Origin of the sequence: Gloeocapsopsis sp. IPPAS B-1203 (assembly GCF_002749975.1) — a bacterium.
GTDB lineage: Bacteria > Cyanobacteriota > Cyanobacteriia > Cyanobacteriales > Chroococcidiopsidaceae > Gloeocapsopsis.
In genome coordinates, this window is record NZ_PEIG01000027.1 from 1 (window position 1) to 22,695 (window position 22,695).

Below are 22,695 nucleotides of genomic sequence, written 5' to 3' on the forward strand. Positions count from 1 at the left end.
CCAAAGTCTCTAGAACCCCACCCCCAAACATAAGAGTTAGGTCACGATAGAGCAAGCGTTTCAGGCATCGCTCGCTTCAGGTTGTAATAAAAGCTATTACAAATCAGCTCGAAAAATGGCTCGGTATCAATAAAGGCATCTGTTATAAAACCAAGAAGCACCTTTTTAAAGTCAAAGCCGAGACAGATGCAGCTCACTTAGCACCCCGACTTGGGAACAAGTTTTATCCCCGACTTCTCCGCGCAGAGCGCATTCAGGAGTCATGTTATTGCGATCGCCTGCATTTGTCTTGGTTGCCAGCTAGGAGATTCGAGATGTTCCAGGAGTCCGAAAATCAGTTCGTCGCATCACAAAAACCTTGCACTGATCGCAACCAAGCAAATGCTCATTTAGAAGCACTGGGTTATCAACCAGGGAATGCAGTTTACATCAGAGCATTTTTATCGAAAGAAGATCCCCGCTATGCTCCCAACACTGGACGTAAAGCCGATCGCTTGAACTGGGAGCAAGTAGAACGTTGGCAAGCACAAGGATATGGCGTTTACATCGTGGTGAATGGTGGGGGACATAAAGACGAAGACGTCAAGTCCTGCCGTGCGATCTTCTGTGAATTTGACGATCGCCCCATTGAAGATCAAATTAATTTTTGGCAAAACTTGGGGATACCGGAACCTTCATTACAAATTGCTACCCGCAAGTCAGTCCACACATATTGGGTATTTGACAAACCGATCGCCGTGGAACAATGGCGAGAATTGCAAACGGCTCTCCTCACCTATACTGGTTCCGACCCAGCATTGAAAAATCCCAGTCGAGTGATGAGACTGGCTGGTTCTTACCATATTAAACCTGGGTGCGAACCAGTACGCTGCAACATCATTCACTGTGGAGACAAGCGTTATAGCTACGAGGAGCTACGCGCTGCTATTCCACTACCAAAACTGCCAGCGACTAAACTGCCACTGTTGCAACCGATTTGTGGATCTACACCTCAAGGACAACGCTATGAAGATATTCGGATTCCAGTTCTTGAATCAGTCCCCCTAGAAGCGTGCCTTTCCAAGGAATCTCGCCTACTACTTGAATCTGGAGTAAATGAAGGCAGCCGCAACGTATTGGGAGCTAAATTAGCCCGCGACCTCATCGGTACTGCTAATTATCTTCAAACTATCGGGCAGCATTTTAACGGCAACCCCCAGCAAATGCTGGAAGACTACGCTAACCGCTGCACCCCACCCTTACCTGCTTCTGAGGTAGATGCGATCTGGAAGTCAGCCGAAAAAGACCGCCCTGGTCCGAGCTGTCAACCAGAAGGAGTAGAGGCTTGTGTTAAAGCATGGTACTGGAAGCAGCACGTCAAACCAAATCGACAGCAGCAAGCTACCCAGAAAAGTCATAATCAGGTTTCTGGAAGAGGATTTGGTCATGGCAACGTTGGCAATACTGGGAAACCACCCGTTACTGCTGTAACTTTGTGCGATCGCATTAAAGAAATTCTCTCGCGGCACGAAACTGAATCAGCAGTTGCCAGCGCCTTGATGGACTTAGCTACTGCTACCGGACGGACGTATAACGAGATTAACTCTCTAGCTAGGATTGTTCGGGCTGAAGGCGAACTAGCCACCGAAGTCATTGCGGCAGTCCAGTCTTTTCAAGGAATACTCACCAGTTGTCGCAAGCGATTGGATATCGGGCGCTATTTGGACAAGGCATTAGCCGATCCGCTAGTGTCTATGGCAGCAGCGATGCCCACCGCACCAGAGTACCTATTTAACACTTTTCTTGCCTCTAGTGCCTCGCGCATCGGCACGGCAGCAAGGGTTGTCATTAATTCAGAAGGTGGCTACACGCAACCCTGTATTTTCTGGACGGCTAACGTCGCCCACAGCGGTCAAGCCAAAACTCCACCCCAACAGGCAATCCTCAAACCGCTAGAGGAAATGGAAGCAGCAGCCAAAGAAATCCACGACATTCAAATGGAGGACTACGAAAATGACAAGGATGCTGAAAGCAAACCACCAGTGCGACAGCGGCGGTTGCTGAATAACGTCACCACTTCCACCAAAATTCGCATTCATGACGAAAATCCACGCGGCTTGCTGGAATATCTGGACGAGTTAGTAGCAGACTACCAACGCTTAAACCAGTATAAGAGCGGTAAGGGCGATGACTTGCAACTAGAACTATCGTTTTGGAATGGTTCTGGCGGTAATTTCGATCGTCACGATGCGCGGCTATTTTTAGGTCGCGTTGCTTTGAGCAAGACGGGAACGTACCAATGGGATACGTTGGCGCGGTTAATGGCAGACGAAGTTAACTTCATTGCCAGCGGTTACTCGTCTCGGTTTCTCTACTGCTCGATTGTCGATGCACCCGCTAGGTATCTCGATCTATTGTCTTCTCGCTCTGCCAATACTCTCAAACAGAAGTTGCAGGAGTTGTATGGGGAATTAGAAAAACTGCCCCAAACCGACTACCTACTCTCCCACGAAGCTAAAGTGCTGTTCCAGGGGTGGAACCATACTTTGGTTAATGCTGAGATTGAGGAAGTGCATTTTGGGCTGTCGCTAGTATACGCCAAGATTGAGTCTTACACTGCCCGCATTGCTTTGTGGTTGCATCTAGTTAATGCCGTGCTACAAGGCGAACAGCCGCTGCCAGTTATTAGTGGCGAGACAATGCAATACGCAATTGAAATTGCCTCGTTCTATCTATGGCAGCACAAGCTGATTCATGCACACAACGCACCTAACCGCCAGCTAGAGGGGCTTTTTCTCAAGGTACAAACTCAAGCAGAGAAGTTTTTTACTAAGTGTAGCAAGGGTGTAGGGGCATCGTTCCTCAAGACGCGGATCAATGCCCTAAAAAACTGGGCAGTAGAAAAAATTCGCTGCTCAATTTTTCAGCCGTTAGCAGCAGCAGGTCACGGTCGGATTGAAGGTGAAGGCAGCGAGATGGTCTACATCCCCAACACTCAATCAGATGCCAATGATAAAGAATTGGTGGCTGTTGGTGGTAAGTTGGTGGCATCACCAATCGCTGAAAACTTTACTAGTACTAACTTACAAACACTAATTGGTGAAATTGATGGACAAGATGCCCATATTACTTCTCAGCAGCCGAGTGAAGCAATAACTCAAGAGGGCAACGCTTACGCCTCTCCCCACCGGACAGTTGCCTCAACGGGGGAAACCCCCAAGATCACACTCGCTCACCAGACACTTCGCTCAACGGAGGACACCTCCGCACGCGAGTGTCCTCACCAATTCACCAATTCAACTACCCAAAGCTTTGCTAATACTTGCACTCTTGCAGTTGGTGAGATCGCCAATTCATCACCAATTGCACCAATTGCACTCCTTCAAACAGAGTTGCCACAGCAAATACCAACTGCACGAGAATTGGCAGCAAAAGTGTTGGGCTGTGCCACCTGGGTAGAGTTGGCACAACAGGTACGCAGCGCCAAAAAGCTGATGCAGGCTGCTAGTTGCATGAGCTCGCAGCAACGTGCTTGGGTTGCTAACTTGTTAACTACACATTTGTGTTCTGCTCCCGATGCGCTTTCTCAGTTGGCTTGGATACCAGAAAAGCTGCGAGATGTTGTGTTGAAACAGTTAAGTTTTACGATTCGACAGCTAAGAAAGAGTGCAGAAAGTTTAGAACTTTATTGGGAGTACATTTCTAATTGCCAGTTTGTTTCAGTGACGATTCAAGAAACTGGTCAACAGCGATGGAATTTTCAAACTCCTGATGGCAATACCATCTCTGTCTTTGATCTCAAGGTAATTGAGGCGATCGCTCTTGCTTAAGACCAACAGGAAGCCAGGATTGCTGCTCTTGAAACCAACAAGAGGTTTTTAGCCGATGCCTAATACAAGTAAACTACTACAGTAAAAATCGCAGTCTTAGAGGAACTTACCCAGAAGAGGAATGAGAACGACATTGGCTAGAAATCAAAGTCGATAAAGCTTTGAGTAAAGGCGGTCAGCGCTTGAGCAGCAAATAATGAGGTGAATTCGCATTCTTCAGAACCAGATTTATGTAACCAAAAATCTTCTGTAAATAGCACTTCGGATATTATCGAGCAGCTAAAAAAGCTTAAACCCGAAAAAGTTGTTAGTTCTTTCAATACTTATCAAGAAGCAAATGCATTCGTTATTGCTTTGTAAGATGAAGCCAAGACAAGAGCTATGAAAGGTCTACATGTAGAAGCTGTCTTTCTACTCGAATTTGGTATTGCTACTTGTAATGTTCTTGACGACCCTGTTCTAGAGCTAGCAATCAACAAGGAATTGGAATTTATCAAAGCTCAACTACGCTAAAAAAGCAACGACAGCATTTTCAGCGTAACAATTAAATTTTTGTACAGATTAGACAACCCTAGAAAATACGTCGCTGAATTGGTGATAGGTGAGCGCGATCGCCAAAAGCTGCCTTCTCTTGGACAATGCGCTTGCTCACCCCCTACGACACTTGTGGGTTACACGGGCACAATTTTCATTGTTATGGGCAATGTGCTTTCCCGATGTAGGTTCGCACATAAGTTGAAAATTTCTCAACAGAATCATAAGGGTTCTGGCTTATGTTGTCGCGGAAAAAGTGAAAATTTGTCGCGGAACAAGTGAAAAATTCCGACACAATTCGCACATAAGTTGAAAATTTCCTACATTTGAGGCACTGTCCAGATGCCAAGTACTCTTGGAGAAGAACCATTCGTCGGTTCCTTGCTCAAGAAAAAAGTACTACAATTACCAGTCATCTTTGAAAAAATCATACTCAGAAAGTTCGCTCAGATATGTCATCTTAAAGAAAATAGTCTCGTCATATATTTCAACCTTGCTTGTAGCAACTAAGGATGCTATAGTTAACTCTTTCAATTCCAAATTTACAGCTAATTTCTTTAAAAAACTTTTTCCTTTTTTCACAGGACTACAAAAAGAATAAAAACGTGAGTGTTGAATTCCAGATATTTTCAAATCTTTGATAGACATCTTGACCAGTAACTCCCAAAAGTAATCTTCGATAACCTTAGTGAGAAAACCACAAGATTTTCTAAAAAAACAATTAAATATCTGCTGAAATAATTCCAGAACCTCTTGAGGATTTTGTTTTTTCATGAACCAACCTCTGGACTCAGGCTCAAAACAATCATCGTGAAATATTACAAGCTTTTTGAATTCCGAGTGCCAATTTAGTGCCACAAAAAAAGCTAGGTCAAAACAACAGTCAGATTTGTGAGAGTCAAAGAGAAATTTTCCCCGATTCTGAAACTTCTCTCTAATCTGATAAAGACATCCAAATCTCACGACAGAATGTAAAAGATGTACAAAGTCTCGAAAATTCAAGTTGAAGACAGGATGAACATTTTTATAATGCTCGTTCGCTTCTGATTCAAAATCAGCAATACGACACAGCTTATATACATATTTTGATAAAAAAACTTGTGACTCACTTAAAGTTCCTGGTTGGTAATTACGCCAATCAAATCCACAGTTGCAGATCGTGACCCTTGGTCTCGACCATTTAATCTCTTTACCACACTGAGGACAACAATCAATCAATAAGCAGTAATGTAATGGACAAGTTGTGATAAAAGATAAATCCCAAATTGACCGAGAATAAGGTACAGAGCGCAAACAAATGGGACAAAGTTTCACCCTTCGTGTACTTATGGTCTGGATTGGAACTAAATCTCCAAATATCTTGACTGTATTCTGATTTATGCTATTGCTCTGTTTATTGGAAGTCCAAGCCATCGACCAAAGAATATCTTCTTCTATTTCTAATAGCAGACTTAGTTTATGTAAATCATCTTTGTGAGGATAAAATAAATTTGCATAAATTCCTCTTTTATTCAAAGAGGACAGATGAAAAATCCAATTAGGAGAAGGATAATAGTTGCTTTCAGTCAGCCGAATAATATAACCAGCTAGGCTTTCATCTCTCTTGGGACGGGGTCTACGAAGCAGTTTTTTACCTATATACATTCTCCCTCCCTTTATTTATGTAAAATCTCAGATGCCTTGGGGGGGTTTTCTTTGGTTTAATTTTTTTATTTGTAGCTCCTACCATAGCTATAGTTGAAGTATCAAGGGAAGCGTCTTTGACTTCGTTGAAAAAGTCCGAGTCAATGAAAGGATTTTTTTTAGAGGGCTTATCTGCTTTTACATACTTTTCAAAGGCTAGAGCTAAGACATTTAAGTCAAGTTTTTCTTGACCATGCTTAAGTGCTAGATATGTGCCATAACGGATCAACTTCATCACATAAGCAACGATACCGTCAGCGGCATAATAAAAACGCAAAGCCATTTCCTCGTCAGCTAAAGCCGACTCCTCAATTAAGGGGAGTTGTGATTCCACAGCATGTAGAAAAGTCCGAAATTCTCTTCCAGAATCTGACCAAGAAAAAGGACTGAGGTTATGTCTATTAGCAAATCTCCGGCTGAGTTGAGGATTGAATTGAAAAACTGTTTCAGCTTCAGGTAATCCAATTAAAACCACAGGCACTTTAGTATCTAGAATTAAATCCTTTAACCAGTCAGATACCGTTTTGAGAACTTTGGCAGAATCACGGTCAATAAAATGTTGAAACTCATCCAAAAAAACCAGAGATACTCCACAATCTCTCATCAATCCAATTAACCGGATAGTCTGATTAGAAATAGTTCCCCTATCATAAACTGGATCTCCTAGCTCCCATAAAAGCTTAGTAACAACACTTTTAACCGTTGCCGGAGAAGGAATTGTGACTTCGAGTACAGGGACAATAGTGCTATCTTGTGTTTGATATCTCGGATAATTCTGGGCATAACTTTTTAGAATCGTAGTTTTTCCTGCACCAGTTTTTCCTTTTAAAAATAAACATTCAGGTTCGGATTTTAGATTTGAGAACTGATGACAATCATCTATTGCTGCTAAAATTTCCTGGAAGCGAGGATAGAGGACGTAGACGTTATTAGCAATGTATAACCTTTCTGCCAAGGTCATTTCTTTTAAAGGCTTCTGTTCTTTATGCATAAAAATTTATCGCCCTCTTGGTAATCCAATACTGACATCCCATCCAGACAAATCTGGCTTCCATTTATCAGTATCAAAGTCACTAGCAGAATCCTTTTTAGTAATCTCAGCCTCAACAGTTGATGGTTTACTTTTTGAACGTTTTCGTTGATTTTTGCTAATCTCTTTAGTTGTAGCTCCTACTGGAGGAGGACTAACATCAGAATTATTCTTAACTTTATTCAATTTGTCTGCTTCTACATCACTAGTAAACGAGGGGAACGAGTCATTGATTAAGGCGCTACTAAAATGAGATACACCTGTTATTTTATCCGCCGAATCTTTCGGAGTATCAATTATTTCTTTTTCTGGCAAACTAGGGCTTGTGGTAAAGTTTGGAATCTGCTCCTGTGAAGGCGGAAAAAATTCCTGGTTGCCCTGCTTCAACTCTTCACGCCCAACCCCAAGCCATCTAGCCATTGCAGTACGAGTTTTACCTTTTTTGGTTGTTTTCCATTCCCGCTCGACAATCTGTTGTATTTTCTCTTTAGCTAAGACCAAAGCAACAATGTCTACGTTATCAACACTGGTGCGGGCAAATTGTTTCACTACTTGGTGCTGCCAAAGACTTAACCCTTTTGTGTAATCTTGAGAAAGCGCTGGCACCTCTAAAAACTGCCCTGTATTTGGGTCTTTAACATAAATTCGAGATAAATCAGTGGGGTCATACTTGACAGTTACTTTTTCAGATTTCCAACTAGAAGAACGCAGACGTGCCAGGTCTGAACTATTGTAAAATAGACCTTCAAACTCTACCCCATGTCTGCTGACTTTACGAGTAGTTATATTACCAATTAAAATTTTTAGTTCTTGATTAGTAGCTGGCAATGCAGGGGGAAACTCTGTGATAGCTTTTGACCATACTTTAGCGCGGGGAGATTTTAGTTCTGGATGAGAGCTTTGATTATGAATATCGACAATAAAGATATGCAGAATTTCTTGTAGAGCTTCAAAAGAAATTACTGCATTTTTTATGGGGTCGTAATCACCTTTTTGAAGGAAATTAGGAAAAATTTTCCCTGGCTGGTCACTTAGCAATTGACTATTTAAAGCTCCAAAGTACCTTTCAATAGCACTTTTATACCAAGGCATTTTTGGAGGACAATATTGAATAGTGATTCCCAATTGCAAACAAGCATCTTCAAAATGGGTGCTGTAAAACTCTTTACCATTGTCCACTACAATTACTTCCGGCAATCCATAAGCATCCCAAGTATTTTCTACACTTGGGTACTCAAATTGGAGATAATTTTTAGGGCGAATGGCGTGCAGTAAACACTGCATTACTGATAGATAACTTGGCGGTTCAAAACTGGCGTAATAACCTAGATTTATTCCTGAATATTTATCTACAGCAGAAGTTAACCAAGGAGTACCAATGGGCATCCGAGTTTGCGTATCCACAACAAATAGCGGCAGTTTGGTGTGGTCAATTTCTACTCTCTCTAAGGGACGTGTAGGGCATGGACCTTTAAGCACTGGGTCATACATTTGAGAAGCTCTTCTTTTGCTATAGCGTTCCTGTGCTATTACTTCTGGCTCTAGTTTGGAGACGAATCTATAGATAGTTGAGCGATGTGGAATTTCTAACTGGGTAATACCGATAACCGCTCGATGCTCATTTTCATGAATAATTTGGCATAAGACTTCATCATAAACATCGGCAATATCAGGTCTCGACCGAGTCAGATAAATGGACTTAATGGCTTGCTCAATAATTTTAATAACATGGGGATGGAGTTTGGGACAACAATTTCCTTTACGCCCATGTTGGGGAACTAATGCACGAATATCATGATCTGCGGTTTCATAGGTTCTGAGCCAACGGTAAAGTGTTAGCCAAGAAGGAGGGGTGGGGTCATTAATTATCAGCGCAACTTCTTCAATAATTGGTTGCAGAGATGTCGAAGTTCTTTGAGGTAAATCTAACTCGAAAAAGTAGCTGATATAGCGATACCTTCTTTTGGCTTCCTCTCGAAGCTCTGCCGAAATTTGGCTAAAATCTGTTTTGAGATAATCAAAAGTTTTCCCTTCTGCTTCTAAGGTTGACATCACCTCAATTTCTAGCTCTCCCTGAAACAAAAAATGAATCAAAGTAGAGTATTTGATTTTCGATTTGACGGAGGTCACGACACAACCGATCTGAAGTTCTCCTTCTTCTAAACATTGTTCGATAACGTATTCACGCCCATGTAGCCGGAAATGCAGCCCTTTTTTGAATTGAATTCTTTTCATTTATTAGGTAATCAAGGTTTTAATATCACCAGGAAAATGGGAGAGTTGAATTAGACTGTCTGCACCAATGGGTTGCCTTAAATCACAAGAAAGAACACCAACGTATAGGAGTTTGAATAAAAGGTTTAAAGATATTCCTTTTGGCTCCAATTCAAGAGACACAACTTTTAGAGATGTTGGTTCTCTATGTGTGAAATAACGCTGACATTCAATTACTTGTTGTAAGCTCAACGGATTACGAGCATACTTGTAGAGCAACTTTATGTTATCTAGCTGCGGTTGCTGTCTAATCATCACATCGGTGACAACCACAAACTCCATGCCCATATCTCTACACACAGGAACTATGTGCCTCCACAACTCAAAATATGAAGAATCGTTAACCTTCCTCTCTGGTTTGACTTCTACAACCTGTTGACATAGGGGTCTAATTACCCAGAAATCTGGGGTATAGGTTCTGGTTTTCCCAGCATGAAGGTAAGTTAGCTTGAAAGGCTGACTCCTATAAGACTGTACTGTTGGGTCAATCTCTAATAAATAGATGTAGTCCCGTTCAATTTGCGATTCCCACGCCTATAGTGCTGTTCATTTTCAAACTAGGGAATTTGCCAATGACTTTCCTGCATCCAGTATTTGTGATTCTTCTAGCCCCGACTGCCTTCAACTGTTTTGCCTGTACTGAGAAAAATGAGTTTTTGTAGCTTAATTTACAGACACTCATTTTCATCTTATCTGCAACAAATTTTCACTTTATCTGCGACATTTTCAACTTATGTGCGAACCTACACCGACATCGCTGTTAGTGTAGTTTTCGTGAAAAAATAGTTATTGAGAACCTCAGTTCCAACGACTAAATGTCTGAAACTGACCGATTGGCGGCACAAGCCGCGCAACTTGAGAGAACGAAAAACAAGAGCGAAAAGCAAGGCGAACTACAACAGGGGAAATCGCCCCACCGTGGTAGGCGCTCGCTCACCCTAGGTGGAGTGAAAAGTCTCAAACTTTCCGCGCCCGTACCTTCTACCCTGCACCCAGCATCGGTGTACTTGGCTTCTTTAAGTCAAGGCTCTAGAGCCACCATGTGTCGCAGCTTGAACGCGATCGCCTCTTTGCTAACTGATGGCGAGTGCGATGCCTTGACTTTAGATTGGTCTAATCTGAGCTACCAACACACGGCGGCAGTGCGGGCAATTCTCGTCGAGCGATTTGCTCCGGCAACGGCGAAAAAAATGGTGGCTGCCCTGCGGCGAGTGCTTAAAGAAGCGGCTAGACTGGGGTTGATGAGTTACGAAGATTATGCTCGTGCCACTGATCTGCCGCGCATTGATACGCCGCCGCAGAAATTGAGAGGTCGCGCCCTCGCCAACGATGAAATTGCCACTTTGCTAGATGAGTGCAATGAGGCTAAAACTATCGCAATTCGAGATGCAGCAATATTAGCTATACTGCGCGGTGGCGGCATTCGTCGGCAGGAATTGGCGCAGCTCAAACTGCAAGACTACGACTCCAGCACGGGTGAATTAGAGATTTGCTCTGGTAAGCGCAAGTCATACAGAACTGTTTATTTGCCCGCAGCCGCAGTTAAGTTGGTAGAAGCGTGGCTTGAAATCCGAGGACGCAAGAGAGGGGCGTTGATCTGCCCCGTGCGTAAGGGAGGGCAAGTAGAACTGCGACATATGTCGGGGGATGCCGTGTTGAAGATCGTCAAAAAGCTCTCTGTGCGGGCAGGAGTGGAAGAATTTTCTCCCCACGACTTCCGCCGAACTTTCTGTTCGGACTTGCTGGATGGGGGGATTGACGTGTTTACCGTGCAAAAGCTAGCAGGTCACTCCTCACCCCTGACGACATCAAAGTACGACCGGCGGGGAGACCGAACCAAGCGCCAGGCAGTCGAACGGTTGTTTTTTCCTCAGCCATCAGGTTATGGCTGATACTTGTTTGCCGCTGTTGAGGTCTGCCTAAAAGCTAGCCGGTCTAGCTCTATCTTTTCGGCAAAGTTTTATCAATGCCATTGCACCGGAGCGAGCCAGTAATCGTGGGGAATCACCTCAAAGCGCGGAAACAACAAAAAAGCACCCAGCAAATAATCGATAACGTTTTCATCCAGTTTAATCCCAGTAAAAGCTTTCATCCGCTCGAGTGCTATCAAAAATGCAGATTTTTGCTTTGAACTAATGGCAAGATACTCTTGTTTTTCCTTCGCAGAAAAGGCAACGTTGGCTCTATCCCAATTCCAAAGCAAACAACATTGCCGTAAAGATAAGCTGGTACTAGCAAGTAGCAGCGCAGCGCGATAGTAAAGCCCAGTTCGCCGGAGCATATACGGATGAACAGGAAAAGGAAGCTGGGCAATTTCCCCAGCTTGTTGAATGTGATGGTGCAGCGAGCGCGCACTCAAGCGTTTTCGCCGCTCCGAGACAAATAGCCACTCACTTGTGCATTGTTCTTGAAGCTGTTGCAGGAGATTAACTTCAACCGCGCACAACGGTTGGAGGTTGACGACGACTTGGGTTTGGTAGCGCGTGGGTTGAGTGCGATTGCGAGCCACCTTAAGGATATTTTCGGCAAAGTTTAAGTCGCGCCAGAGGAGCCAGCACAATTCGACGGGTTGTAAGGCTTGGCAGAACAACAACAGCACCAGAGCTTGATTTCTAATCGGGTTGCGCGTTTGCCCAGTTGCCGCAATCAGCGCATCGACTTCTTCGAGATAGAGAAACTCGCGCTCGCGACGTTCGATGAAAGGAGTTTTCTTCGGTGGAGAAGGCACGCGGATAACTTTGCCGAAAAGGTTTACCGTAATCATGATACTGCAATAAAATGCGATCGCTCTAGAAGCTTAATCAGCAAGGAAGTAGCGTCAGGAAGTGGCATACCCACTTTTAAATGTTTTCGGCAAAGTTGTAGAAAGGCGATCGCAGCGTTCTGATCACCCAAGGAAGCGATCGCTTGAAGGATTAAACCGCTGCACAAATGCCTTGAGCGCTGCTGCATCCTTACCGCGATTATGCCCGCGCTGATTGTCTACACCAATCTGCGCATGGTGTTCGTCAATTAAATTCTGGTGTTCGCGAACAAACTCCTTCGCTGCCTTACGATTAATGCCGAAAGTCTCTTCCAGTAAACCGACAGTAATCGCCCAAGTATCCTGAGGATGTTGTTGGTTCCATTCACAAATGGCAGCAAATATGCGTTTGGCTCGGTCTTTAGCTCCACCACTCCTAGCTGGTTTGGGCGTCGCTATGTCTGAAATCTGAGTCGGGGCAGTGTTGGTAGTATCCGACACTTGCTGTTGTTGGGATTGCTCCTGCACTTGGTCGTACTCACGCAATATTGAGTTAGAGCCAGGAGCAGAACTAGCACCTCCAGTAGGCGAAGCAGCCGGTGCTGGTGTAGGGCGCTCGTTGCCCAACAGAGCCGCTTTTGCCGCCTCAAATCGTGCCGCAGCTTGCTGAAGCTGCCGATTCTCGGTTTTGAGGTGTTCAATCTCCTGCTGTAACTGGCTCGACTGCCCCACCAGAGCGATCGCTTGTTCGCGTTGTTCTTGAAGCTTAGCCAGTTCAGCTTCAAGTGCTTCAATTCTCCCCGTGAGCCAACTCAAGGTTCGAGCTTGGTCTACCACAACAGTCGTGATCGCGCTGTCTGCCACTAGAGAAGTCCGATCTTGGTGCGTAGAGTCATGTTGAGTCGTTTGTTCAGTAGCTATTGAAGCGCGAGATTTTACTTCAACCATCTCTGGCTCTGGTATAGCTGCGTTAGTCGCTGGCGAAGCTCCAGTAGAGCTATTGAGTCGTGCTTCAACCCATTGCAGCAACGCAGAGGTCTTCTCCTGCTGGTTGTTGTGCTCAGGGCAGAGCGCGTCCAACACCTGACGCCAGCGGTCATGCTCGTCCTTAAAAATTCGCAGTAAACTATGTTGGCGTGGCGCTAGAGTCATATCATTAGACGTTGAATCATTATTGGATGAGGTGATCGCCGGTTCGCTCTCATGGGAGGTAGTTTTAGAGGATGCTTCAGAGGTAAGTTTGGTTGGCTCTGGTTCGACCTGCACAGGCTGGGCTGGTGACACTGGCTCTACAGCCTCTAGCGATGTTATTGATTCTGCTTGAGGTATTGGCTGTGTTAACTCTAGTTGTACTTCATCCTGATTCAGGGGAGGTAGCGCCTTAGCGTCCAGTAGTACTCCTTGTCCTTCTAGGGGTTGACCCTGCTCGTTGACTAATCGGTAGTGGAAGTAATGACTAGTTGCGATGCTATTGGGAGCCGCCTGCTGCTGGTCAAGTACGTGTCCGAGATAGTGCTGGAGGAACCTGTGCTCGTGTTTGGTGGGAGGGCAGAAAAAGTGGACGGCGATCGCCCCATACACGCCTCGAAGCCTGTGAATTGAAACAGTCTTCTTGCCAGCCAATACAGGCATAATGCCAGTGTCTTGGAAGAGCTGTTTGACCTCGCGGTCAATACGCGTATTGAGTACTCGGATTCTTGGATCTTTGCTATCCACTCCCTCTAATTGTTCGATGGCAGGCAGCGTGCGGAACCGCTCGATGCCCTCTAGGACTTGGCTAGCAGGTACGAGTGTGAGAATATCAAATCCAGGTGCTGCCTCATCTTCACCCATCTGCTTTTTCTGCTGTCCCTGAAAGTGTAATAGGTATGGATGGTGAGTCAGTTGAAAGTGTCCCTTGCTAATCACTTCAGTATGCCGCCTACCTGTCAGTGCCGCAATAGCGATCGCCTTATGTCGCTCGTCGTTTGATGCCAGCAATTCAGTGGCTGTATCGAGGTAACGTTGCAGTGGCACTGGTTGCAGATTGTCTTGTCGGCTATTATTCGCTGCTGTACCTTCCCCACGAATTTGTTGGTAGGTGGCTTGGTCGTACTTGAGGTAGTCAAGCGCGAAGTGTTCCTGTGTTTGTCCGAGTTCTCCCGTATTGCGCTTAGTCCAAGTCACTAGATGACTATTTTCATTAGTTAGGAGCAAAGTGTCTGTAGAAATTGCATCCTCGATTAGTCGGCGGTATAAAGGTATCTGATTACCAGCGATCGTTGCTTGCGGATAGCCCTCTTCTAAAAGTTGAATTTCAGCTGTGCACAAAGCTTTAATCTCATCTGGTGAGTTAAGCAGTTTTAATCGGTCAATGAAATGTAGTACTAGCTGTTCCAACTCGTGTTTGGAGAGCTTAGTGCGATCGCCTTTGTGAATGCGCTGACGGTAGCGGGCAATAATTTCTTCTCGACTGAGGTCAAACCGAGTGGCATTGCTCATGGTTGCTGTTAAGGACGCTTAGGCTAGGGATGATAGATGAGGGGTAGGTTATTAAAGTCAAATTTTGAATGAATTGCTCCTATGTACGGTTGAATACCTCTATAAGAAGCACATACGCCTGTTAAATATACAAGCGTAGTGCTTGATGCTAGCAAGCTCATGAGCGATCCCATGAGAGGTAAACAGCAGGTACTGAAGGGGATTACATCCAACTATTCCATTCAATTTTTTATACAATTATACTAAGATAAATATGCAGCTATGTTAGCTAAATATACGCTTTGGTAAGAAGATATACAACTATGAAGGCAAAAAGAGCGTTTGCTGTATGAAAGTAGTAGTAAAAATAAACTGCTTGTTAGAACGGTTGTGTTGCAAGATTATTAGCAAAGATATTATGGTGGAGTCTTTGACTGATTACGAGTTATCAAGTACCAGATTAAATACTGGTTAAAATTAAAGCGCCATCTAGGTGAACAACTGCAATCCTAGAAACAAAAAGGTAGTTTTCATACATGCTCAAGTATTTTAGGCGCACGTCTATAAGAGTCAAGGATTGGGCGAAAGATTTTGTTAAGCCTGCTTTAGAAACTCGTGAATTGACGATTCCATTAGTAGTTCTATCGGTCGCCTGCTTTCTACTTTGGAAAAAAAATGTTCTGGGCTGGGCAGAGTTTGGATTGAATGCATTTACTGAAATACTCGGCATCATAGTAACGATTGTTTTCGTAGACCAATTGATTCGGCAGCAAGAGTTACGGAGAACATTACCACTTCAAGCCGCTGCATACGAAGATGTCCGAATATTAACTACACGAATAATTCAGTTTTGGGCAGGTGCTTTCTATCAAGCAGTTCCTCAATCGATACCATTGATTTTAGCCAAGATGTTAGAACCCTCCCTCGACTTTTCTGTTTCGCCAACAACGCCACCATCATCGGTAGAACAGCTCTTCTCCCTAGAATCAATTAATGTAATAAGGCTATGCCTCGATTTAGATAGTCAACCCAATGTTGCTCCACCACGCACCTGGTGGGAATGGTTACCGCAACAGGAACAGGAGTTTTATTCTAGAGCTGAACGTATTCTCGAAAGACATGCAGCAAATCTTGAGCCAGAAGCATATGCTCTTGTGCATCAACTCATGAATAACTTTCTCCATGCTGACACTGGAATGCGAATCATAGGAACAATTAAACAATATGACCAACAGGAAGGTTTTCCAAGACCCCACAATCTTGCGGCTTACTGGGGAACTACAGCAGAGGCTCTTGAAACTGTTGTTAAGCTTAATAAATGGTGCATTCAGAAAAAACGGTTTCTGGAAAAGAATGGCATAGTCGAGCTTCGAGATCCCATACTTGAGTTGAATCCTGAAACAAGTTCCTCACCGCGTTGCATGATTGATCCTGATAAACTTATCCAAAGTGCCCTTGCTGTTCAAGCTTATCAAGAACAACTTGAAAAACAGAAAACATCGTCGAAGTAGATGTAGAATCGTGCTAGCATCATAACAAGTCGCTGCACCGGAACGCCGCAATATGGTCGGTTACAATTGCAAAGGTTAACTGCGCTCGGTGAGCTTGGTCGTTATGCTGCTCAACCCAAAGGCGGGGATAGTGAGTTCAAAATTGCCAGTGTGACAATGTGCATTGAGTCCTGTTTTTCTATTGGTAGGCAGAGTTCAAAAAGCCAGTCAAAGCGCTAGGCTGCACGAAAATAAAAGAATGAACCCATGCTAATTGCTCTGACGGTATTGTCAAATTAACGGGGGTTGGCAGGAGTAGCAGTTGATGAGACAATTTTCTCCCATGACTACAAAATCTGACTTGTACCAACGCCACCGCTTCCCACCAGAAATGATGAGCTACTGCATCTGGCTCTACAACTCTTTCTCGCTCAGCTATCGAGACGTTGAAAAGATGATGCTGTATCGAGGTATTTTCGTTACTGACGAAGCCATTCGCCACTGGTGTCGCAAGTTTATACCAATTTAAAGAATGTTTGCGACAGATAGAGTATCAAGGATAAAGTTATAGCCAGTGATAGAAGCAACGGTTTGAGCAGTTAATCGGGCAATGAGTTCATCAACTGTCGTTTGCAGTTGAGTTAAATCTTTGAATAACTCCCAATGCAAATCTTTCTTCAGATGCTGCCATAGTCGCTCAATCGGGTTTAGCTCAGGCGCGAGCTTTTGGGGGGAATCTTCTCCCCAAAACGTCGCTTGGCAATAGGCGGGTTGAAATAACAAAATGATATTACCCTTGAATGCACAAATCCTTTGCTTTGTGAAACGCTCCGTTATCAACTTGCAGAATGTTAAGACTATCAGCGTACTGGGCAGAAAACTCATCTAAAAACCGCTGGTAGCACTGGGCATCAACATGGGAAAATTGCCAAAAGAACTGTTCTCCACTGGTCGGTTCAACAGCACTGTACAGCCAAAAGGCTTGGAATTGCCACTGCCATGTTCCAAGTGGTTTGACCCCACAGGTGGTAATCAGTCGTCCGACGCTTGTCTTGAGTCCAAAGCGACTTTCATCTTGGCAAAAATAGCGGATGCGCTTGCAAGTTGGTTTCTCAGTCGCTACATACTGCTTGAGCAGAGCTAGGTCATCAGCAAGGTTTTTTTAAACCGCTCTAACTGCATCGGGTCTTGCTTTTTATGAACTGGACGCGCAGCTTTCAACTTCGCCTTAAGCCGATAGCGTACCAATTCATGCACCGTGCGGTACTCTGCTTCAACTCCCATCTGCCGCAGCCATTGTTGTACCTGCGTGTAGCTCTTGAAGCCATTCGGTTCTGCAAGGCGGCGTTTCAAACTCACGACTGCCCATCCAGGAATTGCTCTCGGTCTGCCAGGACTGTGCTTGATCTCTAGCAACTTTTCCAACCCTTGCTCTTGATAAATCGATAACCAGCGTTGAAGTGTACCCCGATGCTTCCCCATGACTTTCGCAATCGCACTAATACTCATCGGCTCCGGCAGTTTCAGCAAATATATTACTTGCAATCGCTCCTTCACGGTTGCATTCGTTTCTATTTGTAGGCGTTGCTCTAGCTCTTGCGTGCTTTCTTGAATTTCAACCCTCGTCACACCAGCCATCTTGACGCATCCTCACTCACTACCTTTAATTTAATCGCGATCTGTCATGCTATTTTTTGAAATTGGTATTAGCTACTCTCAAACATCTCTCAAGCATGGTTTTTGCTAGCTATGAGCAAGTGCTAAGCGACAGGAGCTATGCGATACTCGCTACGGGCACGGAAAGCTGAACGGATGCGACCAATCAACTTGCGAGCTATGGCGACAATCGCCCTTTTCTTGCCTGTCCTAGGATAGAGCCGCTCGAAACACTCTTTCAAGCTCATGTCTTTTTTGATTGCTCTCCAAGCAGCTTCACACAACACCCATCGGACTCTACTGTTTCCCTGCCGCGTGATGTGACCCCTGCAGGTATTATCTCCGCTTGAATGCTCACAAGGAGTCAACCCCGTGTAGCTAAACAGTTGCCGCTCGTTGTCAAACTGGCTCATGTCTCCCAGTTCGTTGGATAAAATTCTCGCTCCGAGCGGTCCTATACCTGGAGCGGAGTGGTAAATTTTCTCGTTAGGATCTTGCTGTGCCTGCTGTTTCAATTCCTCGTCAAGCTTTTTAATCTGAGCATCAAGGGCTTTCCAAATTTGCCAGTAAGCTCCTATCACTAGATTCAATTCCTGGAACGGCGACTTTTCTAACAGTTCCTGCACTAATTTATGACTCATCTTCCGCTGCTCATCGGCGGCGATTAATCCGATTTGGTGGCATTTCATCCGAATCTTGTTCTTCACTGCCGTCCGCTCTTCGATGAGTTGTTGTCGAGTGCGGGTGAGCAGTCTTTGAGCTTCTTCCCTCTCGCTTGGAATTTTGATTCTTTTCAAGCGTCCTGCTTCTAGCAAACTAGCTATTTTCAGGGCATCTCGCTTATCGGTCTTGACTCGGTTATGGACAGTGGTTTCTATACTAGCAGCATTAACCACTATATTCTTAATGCCAACTTCCTCAAGTCTTCGATGTAAGACAAATCCCGAAAATCCTGCTTCATAAGCACTGTATAGGTTAGCTCCTGAGAAATAACTCCTTAATTGCTTTGCTAGTTGTTCTGGTACAGCTGCAGTTTGCCATTTCTTCACTACTATTCCTTCTACTACACTTACTACTGAATAGGTGCGCTTATGTACGTCAATACCAATGAAAACATCCTTTCCTGTATATGAAGGTTTCTTTGATGAGCTATTCATAGCAACCACCTTCTTGGACTACTACTTGAATTGTCTTGAATTCTGGTGAAGGATTCTACTCTTGCTTACAACTCATCATAGAGACAACACAACTATATTTAGAAGCAGTGTGATTGCTGGATACTCCTTGAAAAAAAATGGTGGCAAAGCATCTGGCATCGAGAAGAGAGAATTTTTGATTTGGCAATCACCTAGCTTTTAGGGGTCTTGGCAGCTTTTGGTGATGATTGAGAGGGATGAACGGCTGGGCTAAGCAACACACTGGAAGCAGGATGACCCGATCACCAAAAGTTGACAAGATCAACAATTTGAGCTGAAAATTGCCTTGTTTATGAGCCGGAGCGATTATGTTTGCAAACCGGACAGATAGCTCTTTCTTCAACTGACTCGCCACATTAGCCGACTGAAAAAACCCTGAAAATAACATCCCAGAATGTAGCATTCTGTTCGGCTGCTTTCAAAACACTTTCCCAAAGTTGCGGTGGTGTTTGTAATAAACTATCCTGAGCAATAATTTCTCTCCAATTTAACCTCCTTGGATCAGCATCTTGAACACCCGCCTTTTGCATTTCTTCTAGGAAAAATTCAGCTACAATGCCATATCCAATGGTTGAAGGATGAACGCAGTCTAAACTGAAAAGACCACCACTGAAGCGTTGACCATTACGAAGTTCTAAACGAAGAATATTGGGAATAGGGGAAAGTTGAAGAAGAGGATGATCGCTAATCCCTTTTCTAGCATAATAATCTCGAAGAGCGCGCTCAGGACCATCTGTCAGATTATTTCGCTTAATAGCCAATGAATCTAAAACCTGACCGATATCAACGATATGCCAATTGTTTCCTTGAGCTTGGGCAATATTTCTGATGGTTGCATTAAAGTTATCTATTCTTTCGTCAATTTTCTTAGCATCTTGATTGGTTAGATGTTTTTGGAGAAATGGGGAAAAATTACTAGCATCAGCAAAGAAACGTCCATAATATGCAAAGTACTTTCCATCAAAAGGGAGTATTCCTTGGGTAACAGGCGGAATAGTAATATGAGGTATTGTTCCGACAAAAACTTTTGTGTTGTTTGGAATAATATTTTTTATTTCTTCCACTAATCGCTCAAAATCTCTCTTAAAAACGTCGCGGTGAGTCAGATTGTATTCTCTTCGTTTTTGGGGGTTATTGGTATTGAGATCTGCCTTGACATCTGCTTCCATATCCTTAATCTCTAAATCTAGAACAGTCCCCAAACAATCATTAGACCCCAACCAAATAATCAGGCTTTCCAAGCTTTGCTCGGCTTTAACTATCTCCTTTAAATTGCCAATTTGAGTTAATTTGTTTCTATCTTGCCGCGCTCTCGGATTAAGAACCCTTAAAGCTGTGCGATACATGGGTGCAGCAGGAAGACCAAGAAAATCATCTTCTAACCATCCTTCGTCTCTTTGAATCATTTGCTGACAAAATTCAGCATCAACCATAAAACTATCTACGGCCCGAAATCCCCAAACTCCTAGATTATGATAGAACCCCCCATAAGCTGCGGGTCGAGATCCAGAGCCTCGTTCGTATAGATCCTCTACTCCATCCATAAACTGTTCTAATAAGAGGGGAAACTGAAAGCTCCACTCAGCCAAATCAATATTAGAACCTAACCGAGTTTTCATCCAACGCAAAGCTTGCTCGATATTCAAGGGTAGTCCGCTTCCAGGAAATTTAGGAATAGGAAAATTGTTAGGAATGGTTAAACCCATTGAACGAACAATCATAGCGGGAAAAGACCAATCCGTTCTATAGATTGCTCCACTTTGAAAACCTTGGGTCAAGCTATCTCCGATTGCTACTAACTTAGCCATAAAGCTATCCTCCATTGATTACTTCTACCGATTTGCGTTTTAATTAGTGATGACTGTTGATCCCAAAATGCCTAGAATAAATCCTTACAGATGCTATAGACAACTTATTTTCAAGGTTAACTTACCTCGGTTATTAAAATAAAATCCTTCTGCGTCATTAGCAAAACAATAAAACTCGTCGCTTGTTGGAGGGATATAATGTTCTAAACGTTCACCTATTTTGAAAAAAGTTATCTTATCTTTGCCTACACTGCCTACTAACACGTACCAATTGGCTTCAGAAAATCGCTTAAGAAATTTGAAGAAATTTAGATAAAAAGGAGGAGAAATAATTCCAAATTCTGGTGTAGAATCAAGATTATCATCTTGCCATTTTTCGTCAATTTGTATGACTTCAAAATTGTAGGTGAAGTTAGGTTTTAAACAGATTCCAGAGGAGTTCCATTTGTTTCGCGCATCTACAATGATGGTATGTGACTGACCAGGATGAAGCTCTTGCATAAACAGACCTGTCATTTCTACTCTTCAAATTAATTAATACGGTAGTGTTGCAAAAAAAAATCCTCAGACACTATTAGTGGAGTTGTAGTACATATATTTCAGCACTACTAATAGCGTTTTTCAAATTTTTTGCAACACTACCGTTGACTTTGATTGTTTACCGACTTAATTACTCGGAATCAGGGGGTTTAAGGGTCAAAAAGCTCTCTCAGTCTAGCAGCAAAGAAAACCCTTCTTTTCTTTGCTGCTAGACTGAGATAAAATAAACTCCTCCCTTGATTGCTAGAAAGTCATAATTAATATGTTATTCCTCAGCAATACGGTTAGTTAACGAAAAACTGATCTCAGCATGATCTCCTCCCCCAATACCTCTGCTAAGCAGTTGCACATCATGACGTGCAGGCTGAGGTTGAGAGCGAGTAGTTTTTGGTACAAGGAATATAACACGCTTCTCTTCCTCTAAGTCTTGACTATTTACGTCAGTACCCTCAAAGAGTTTGACATCCCCTTGTATTTGAATCTGCTCACCATCTACAACACTTGCCTCTACTTGGATTTCAACACGGCACTCACCACCCCACCTTACAGGTTCAATATCTAGGCGAACAGCTGGCTGATTAATGTCTAAGTATACGCCTTGGATGTCGCGAGTTGTGGAAACAGTTTCGTCGTCGAACGGCCAAGCCTCATCATCAGTACCATTAATAAAGACTGTACCTGATAAAACTCGTGTCATAATGCCCTACCATCTGATTTACATAACATAACCCATAAAACCAATTATGTAAGAAAGATTCAGGCGAAACTTTCAAGTTTTATGTAGTGACCAGTTATGGATTCGTTGGGCTTTAGTACATGAATACTGGAAGTTAGGACAACTCCATTGGTTCAGATTTGAGTCTTAGCACGGTGTCAAATGTCAACTACCTTGGATGGTCGGCGAAGATTATTTTGCGCAATGAGAGTCAGAAGCAGTGGAGCGGTATTGATGCTCCTATAGATGTCAAGGGGTTACCGGCTCTAAGGAGCAATCACTTTAGGAGTTGAGAGAGTTTTGCGAATAATTTGATAGATTTCCCGAGCCAGATAGCGTTTGAGACAACGAATAATCTCTTGCTTGGACAGCCCTTGTGCAGTTCGACGAGCCACATAAGCCTTAGTTGGCTCATGCCAGCGCATTCGGACAATGACTACCCGGAAAAGAGCAGCATTAGCCTGACGGTTGCCGCCTCGGTTGAGCCGATGTCGTTGGATTTTGCCAGAGGAAGTAGGAATGGGACAGACCCCACACATTTTTGCGAAAGCCGCTTCGGAATGCACTCGATTGTGATTATCTCCAAAGGCGAGCAGCATCTCGGCTGCGGTATCTGGTCCAATTCCATAGTGTCGCGAAACAGGGTATTTATCCTCGTTAACAAAATAAATATCCGCCGTAGGAATGGCGAGAATGCTTGTACAGTAGGAGTTATAGCTTCTTTGAGCGAACAGATTAGTTGTCCGAAAATCAGTGC

At 43.8% G+C, this 22,695-nt stretch carries 19 protein-coding genes and 2 pseudogenes; 6 read left to right on the plus strand and 15 right to left on the minus strand.

Annotated features, from left to right (window positions below; translation table 11 throughout):
- Nucleotides 1–314 precede the first annotated feature (314 nt).
- The 3 genes from CSQ79_RS26600 to CSQ79_RS28540 all read left to right on the plus strand — a co-directional run bounded on the left by CSQ79_RS26600 (nucleotide 315) and on the right by CSQ79_RS28540 (nucleotide 4,322).
- A complete protein-coding gene (locus CSQ79_RS26600; RefSeq protein WP_099704124.1) occupies nucleotides 315–3,809 on the plus strand; it encodes a DUF3987 domain-containing protein in 3,495 nt (1,164 codons plus the stop codon).
- Nucleotides 3,810–4,010: 201 nt separating this feature from the next.
- Nucleotides 4,011–4,169 carry a hypothetical protein gene (locus tag CSQ79_RS28535; RefSeq protein WP_193935062.1) on the plus strand — a complete coding sequence of 53 codons (159 nt, stop codon included), beginning with the start codon at nucleotides 4,011–4,013 and terminating at the stop codon, nucleotides 4,167–4,169.
- 21 nt (nucleotides 4,170–4,190) lie between these two features.
- On the plus strand, nucleotides 4,191–4,322 hold the full coding sequence (locus tag CSQ79_RS28540; RefSeq protein WP_265576267.1) for a hypothetical protein: 132 nt from the start codon (nucleotides 4,191–4,193) through the stop codon (nucleotides 4,320–4,322).
- Nucleotides 4,323–4,748: 426 nt separating this feature from the next.
- On the opposite strand, the gene CSQ79_RS26605 is transcribed toward CSQ79_RS28540, so the two are convergent.
- The 5 genes and pseudogenes from CSQ79_RS26605 to CSQ79_RS29075 all read right to left on the minus strand — a co-directional run.
- Nucleotides 4,749–5,987, minus strand: coding sequence for a TniQ family protein (locus tag CSQ79_RS26605; protein WP_099704125.1), 1,239 nt, complete (start codon nucleotides 5,985–5,987; stop codon nucleotides 4,749–4,751).
- Nucleotides 5,974–7,017 carry a TniB family NTP-binding protein gene (locus tag CSQ79_RS26610; RefSeq protein WP_289501586.1) on the minus strand — a complete coding sequence of 348 codons (1,044 nt, stop codon included), beginning with the start codon at nucleotides 7,015–7,017 and terminating at the stop codon, nucleotides 5,974–5,976. The genes CSQ79_RS26605 and CSQ79_RS26610 overlap by 14 nt, the downstream gene beginning before the upstream one ends.
- 6 nt (nucleotides 7,018–7,023) lie before the next feature.
- On the minus strand, nucleotides 7,024–9,291 hold the full coding sequence (locus CSQ79_RS26615; RefSeq protein WP_099704126.1) for a TnsB C-terminal domain-containing protein: 2,268 nt from the start codon (nucleotides 9,289–9,291) through the stop codon (nucleotides 7,024–7,026).
- A 3-nt stretch (nucleotides 9,292–9,294) separates the two neighbouring features.
- The gene (locus CSQ79_RS29070) at nucleotides 9,295–9,630 is read right to left on the minus strand and encodes a hypothetical protein (protein ID WP_502693971.1); all 336 of its coding nucleotides are present in this window, start codon (nucleotides 9,628–9,630) and stop codon (nucleotides 9,295–9,297) included.
- 18 nt (nucleotides 9,631–9,648) lie between these two features.
- Nucleotides 9,649–9,849 (minus strand): annotated as a pseudogene (locus CSQ79_RS29075) (Tn7 transposase TnsA N-terminal domain-containing protein); the annotation flags it as partial.
- A 296-nt stretch (nucleotides 9,850–10,145) separates the two neighbouring features.
- Here CSQ79_RS29075 and CSQ79_RS26625 point away from each other — a divergent pair.
- Entirely contained in the window at nucleotides 10,146–11,222 is a 1,077-nt protein-coding gene (locus CSQ79_RS26625; RefSeq protein WP_289501587.1) for a tyrosine-type recombinase/integrase, read from the plus strand.
- Nucleotides 11,223–11,293: 71 nt separating this feature from the next.
- Here CSQ79_RS26625 and CSQ79_RS26630 read toward each other — a convergent pair whose 3' ends face one another.
- Genes CSQ79_RS26630 through CSQ79_RS26635 form a run of 3 tightly spaced genes read right to left on the minus strand, consistent with a single transcriptional unit; the run spans nucleotide 11,294 to nucleotide 14,554 of the window.
- The gene (locus tag CSQ79_RS26630) at nucleotides 11,294–12,094 is read right to left on the minus strand and encodes a tyrosine-type recombinase/integrase (RefSeq protein ID WP_099704127.1); all 801 of its coding nucleotides are present in this window, start codon (nucleotides 12,092–12,094) and stop codon (nucleotides 11,294–11,296) included.
- Complete coding sequence (locus tag CSQ79_RS27190; RefSeq protein ID WP_289501588.1) at nucleotides 12,091–12,225, minus strand: hypothetical protein; 135 nt, start codon at nucleotides 12,223–12,225, stop codon at nucleotides 12,091–12,093. Before CSQ79_RS27190 ends, CSQ79_RS26630 begins: the two co-directional genes overlap by 4 nt.
- A complete protein-coding gene (locus CSQ79_RS26635; protein ID WP_099704128.1) occupies nucleotides 12,218–14,554 on the minus strand; it encodes a protelomerase family protein in 2,337 nt (778 codons plus the stop codon). The genes CSQ79_RS27190 and CSQ79_RS26635 overlap by 8 nt, the downstream gene beginning before the upstream one ends.
- Nucleotides 14,555–15,069: 515 nt before the next feature.
- On the opposite strand from CSQ79_RS26635, the gene CSQ79_RS26640 reads away from it, so the two are divergent.
- Nucleotides 15,070–16,044: a hypothetical protein gene (locus CSQ79_RS26640; protein ID WP_099704129.1), complete on the plus strand. Its 975-nt coding sequence runs from the start codon at nucleotides 15,070–15,072 to the stop codon at nucleotides 16,042–16,044.
- Between the two features lie 322 nt (nucleotides 16,045–16,366).
- A pseudogene (locus CSQ79_RS26645) lies at nucleotides 16,367–16,540 on the plus strand (IS6 family transposase); the annotation flags it as partial.
- Between the two features lie 8 nt (nucleotides 16,541–16,548).
- On the opposite strand, the gene CSQ79_RS26650 reads toward CSQ79_RS26645, so the two are convergent.
- The 7 genes from CSQ79_RS26650 to CSQ79_RS26685 all read right to left on the minus strand — a co-directional run.
- Nucleotides 16,549–16,806: a hypothetical protein gene (locus tag CSQ79_RS26650; protein ID WP_143755512.1), complete on the minus strand. Its 258-nt coding sequence runs from the start codon at nucleotides 16,804–16,806 to the stop codon at nucleotides 16,549–16,551.
- A 357-nt stretch (nucleotides 16,807–17,163) separates the two neighbouring features.
- Entirely contained in the window at nucleotides 17,164–17,661 is a 498-nt protein-coding gene (locus tag CSQ79_RS26660) for a helix-turn-helix domain-containing protein (RefSeq protein WP_099704132.1), read from the minus strand.
- Nucleotides 17,662–17,783: 122 nt separating this feature from the next.
- Nucleotides 17,784–18,836: an IS110 family RNA-guided transposase gene (locus tag CSQ79_RS26665; protein WP_099704133.1), complete on the minus strand. Its 1,053-nt coding sequence runs from the start codon at nucleotides 18,834–18,836 to the stop codon at nucleotides 17,784–17,786.
- A gap of 395 nt (nucleotides 18,837–19,231) precedes the next feature.
- Entirely contained in the window at nucleotides 19,232–20,683 is a 1,452-nt protein-coding gene (locus CSQ79_RS26670) for an SGNH/GDSL hydrolase family protein (protein WP_099704134.1), read from the minus strand.
- A 93-nt stretch (nucleotides 20,684–20,776) separates the two neighbouring features.
- Nucleotides 20,777–21,199, minus strand: coding sequence for a hypothetical protein (locus CSQ79_RS26675; RefSeq protein ID WP_099704135.1), 423 nt, complete (start codon nucleotides 21,197–21,199; stop codon nucleotides 20,777–20,779).
- A 289-nt stretch (nucleotides 21,200–21,488) separates the two neighbouring features.
- Complete coding sequence (locus CSQ79_RS26680) at nucleotides 21,489–21,920, minus strand: hypothetical protein (protein ID WP_099704136.1); 432 nt, start codon at nucleotides 21,918–21,920, stop codon at nucleotides 21,489–21,491.
- Nucleotides 21,921–22,204: 284 nt separating this feature from the next.
- Nucleotides 22,205–22,695: transposase (locus tag CSQ79_RS26685; RefSeq protein ID WP_289501590.1), on the minus strand; the 491-nt coding region annotated here is incomplete at its 5' end.

What these genes read in the sequence shown, in the direction of transcription:
- CSQ79_RS26660 (WP_099704132.1), bottom strand. Translation starts at nt 17,661, where the DNA reads ATGGCTGGTGTGACGAGGGTTGAAATTCAAGAAAGCACGCAAGAGCTA.
- CSQ79_RS26630 (WP_099704127.1), bottom strand. Translation starts at nt 12,094, where the DNA reads ATGATTACGGTAAACCTTTTCGGCAAAGTTATCCGCGTGCCTTCTCCA.
- CSQ79_RS26680 (WP_099704136.1), bottom strand. Translation starts at nt 21,920, where the DNA reads ATGACACGAGTTTTATCAGGTACAGTCTTTATTAATGGTACTGATGAT.
- CSQ79_RS26675 (WP_099704135.1), bottom strand. Translation starts at nt 21,199, where the DNA reads ATGACAGGTCTGTTTATGCAAGAGCTTCATCCTGGTCAGTCACATACC.
- CSQ79_RS26615 (WP_099704126.1), bottom strand. Translation starts at nt 9,291, where the DNA reads ATGAAAAGAATTCAATTCAAAAAAGGGCTGCATTTCCGGCTACATGGG.
- CSQ79_RS26605 (WP_099704125.1), bottom strand. Translation starts at nt 5,987, where the DNA reads ATGTATATAGGTAAAAAACTGCTTCGTAGACCCCGTCCCAAGAGAGAT.
- CSQ79_RS26610 (WP_289501586.1), bottom strand. Translation starts at nt 7,017, where the DNA reads ATGCATAAAGAACAGAAGCCTTTAAAAGAAATGACCTTGGCAGAAAGG.
- CSQ79_RS26670 (WP_099704134.1), bottom strand. Translation starts at nt 20,683, where the DNA reads ATGGCTAAGTTAGTAGCAATCGGAGATAGCTTGACCCAAGGTTTTCAA.
- CSQ79_RS26665 (WP_099704133.1), bottom strand. Translation starts at nt 18,836, where the DNA reads ATGAATAGCTCATCAAAGAAACCTTCATATACAGGAAAGGATGTTTTC.
- CSQ79_RS26640 (WP_099704129.1), top strand. Translation starts at nt 15,070, where the DNA reads ATGCTCAAGTATTTTAGGCGCACGTCTATAAGAGTCAAGGATTGGGCG.
- CSQ79_RS26600 (WP_099704124.1), top strand. Translation starts at nt 315, where the DNA reads ATGTTCCAGGAGTCCGAAAATCAGTTCGTCGCATCACAAAAACCTTGC.
- CSQ79_RS26625 (WP_289501587.1), top strand. Translation starts at nt 10,146, where the DNA reads ATGTCTGAAACTGACCGATTGGCGGCACAAGCCGCGCAACTTGAGAGA.
- CSQ79_RS28540 (WP_265576267.1), top strand. Translation starts at nt 4,191, where the DNA reads ATGAAAGGTCTACATGTAGAAGCTGTCTTTCTACTCGAATTTGGTATT.
- CSQ79_RS26635 (WP_099704128.1), bottom strand. Translation starts at nt 14,554, where the DNA reads ATGAGCAATGCCACTCGGTTTGACCTCAGTCGAGAAGAAATTATTGCC.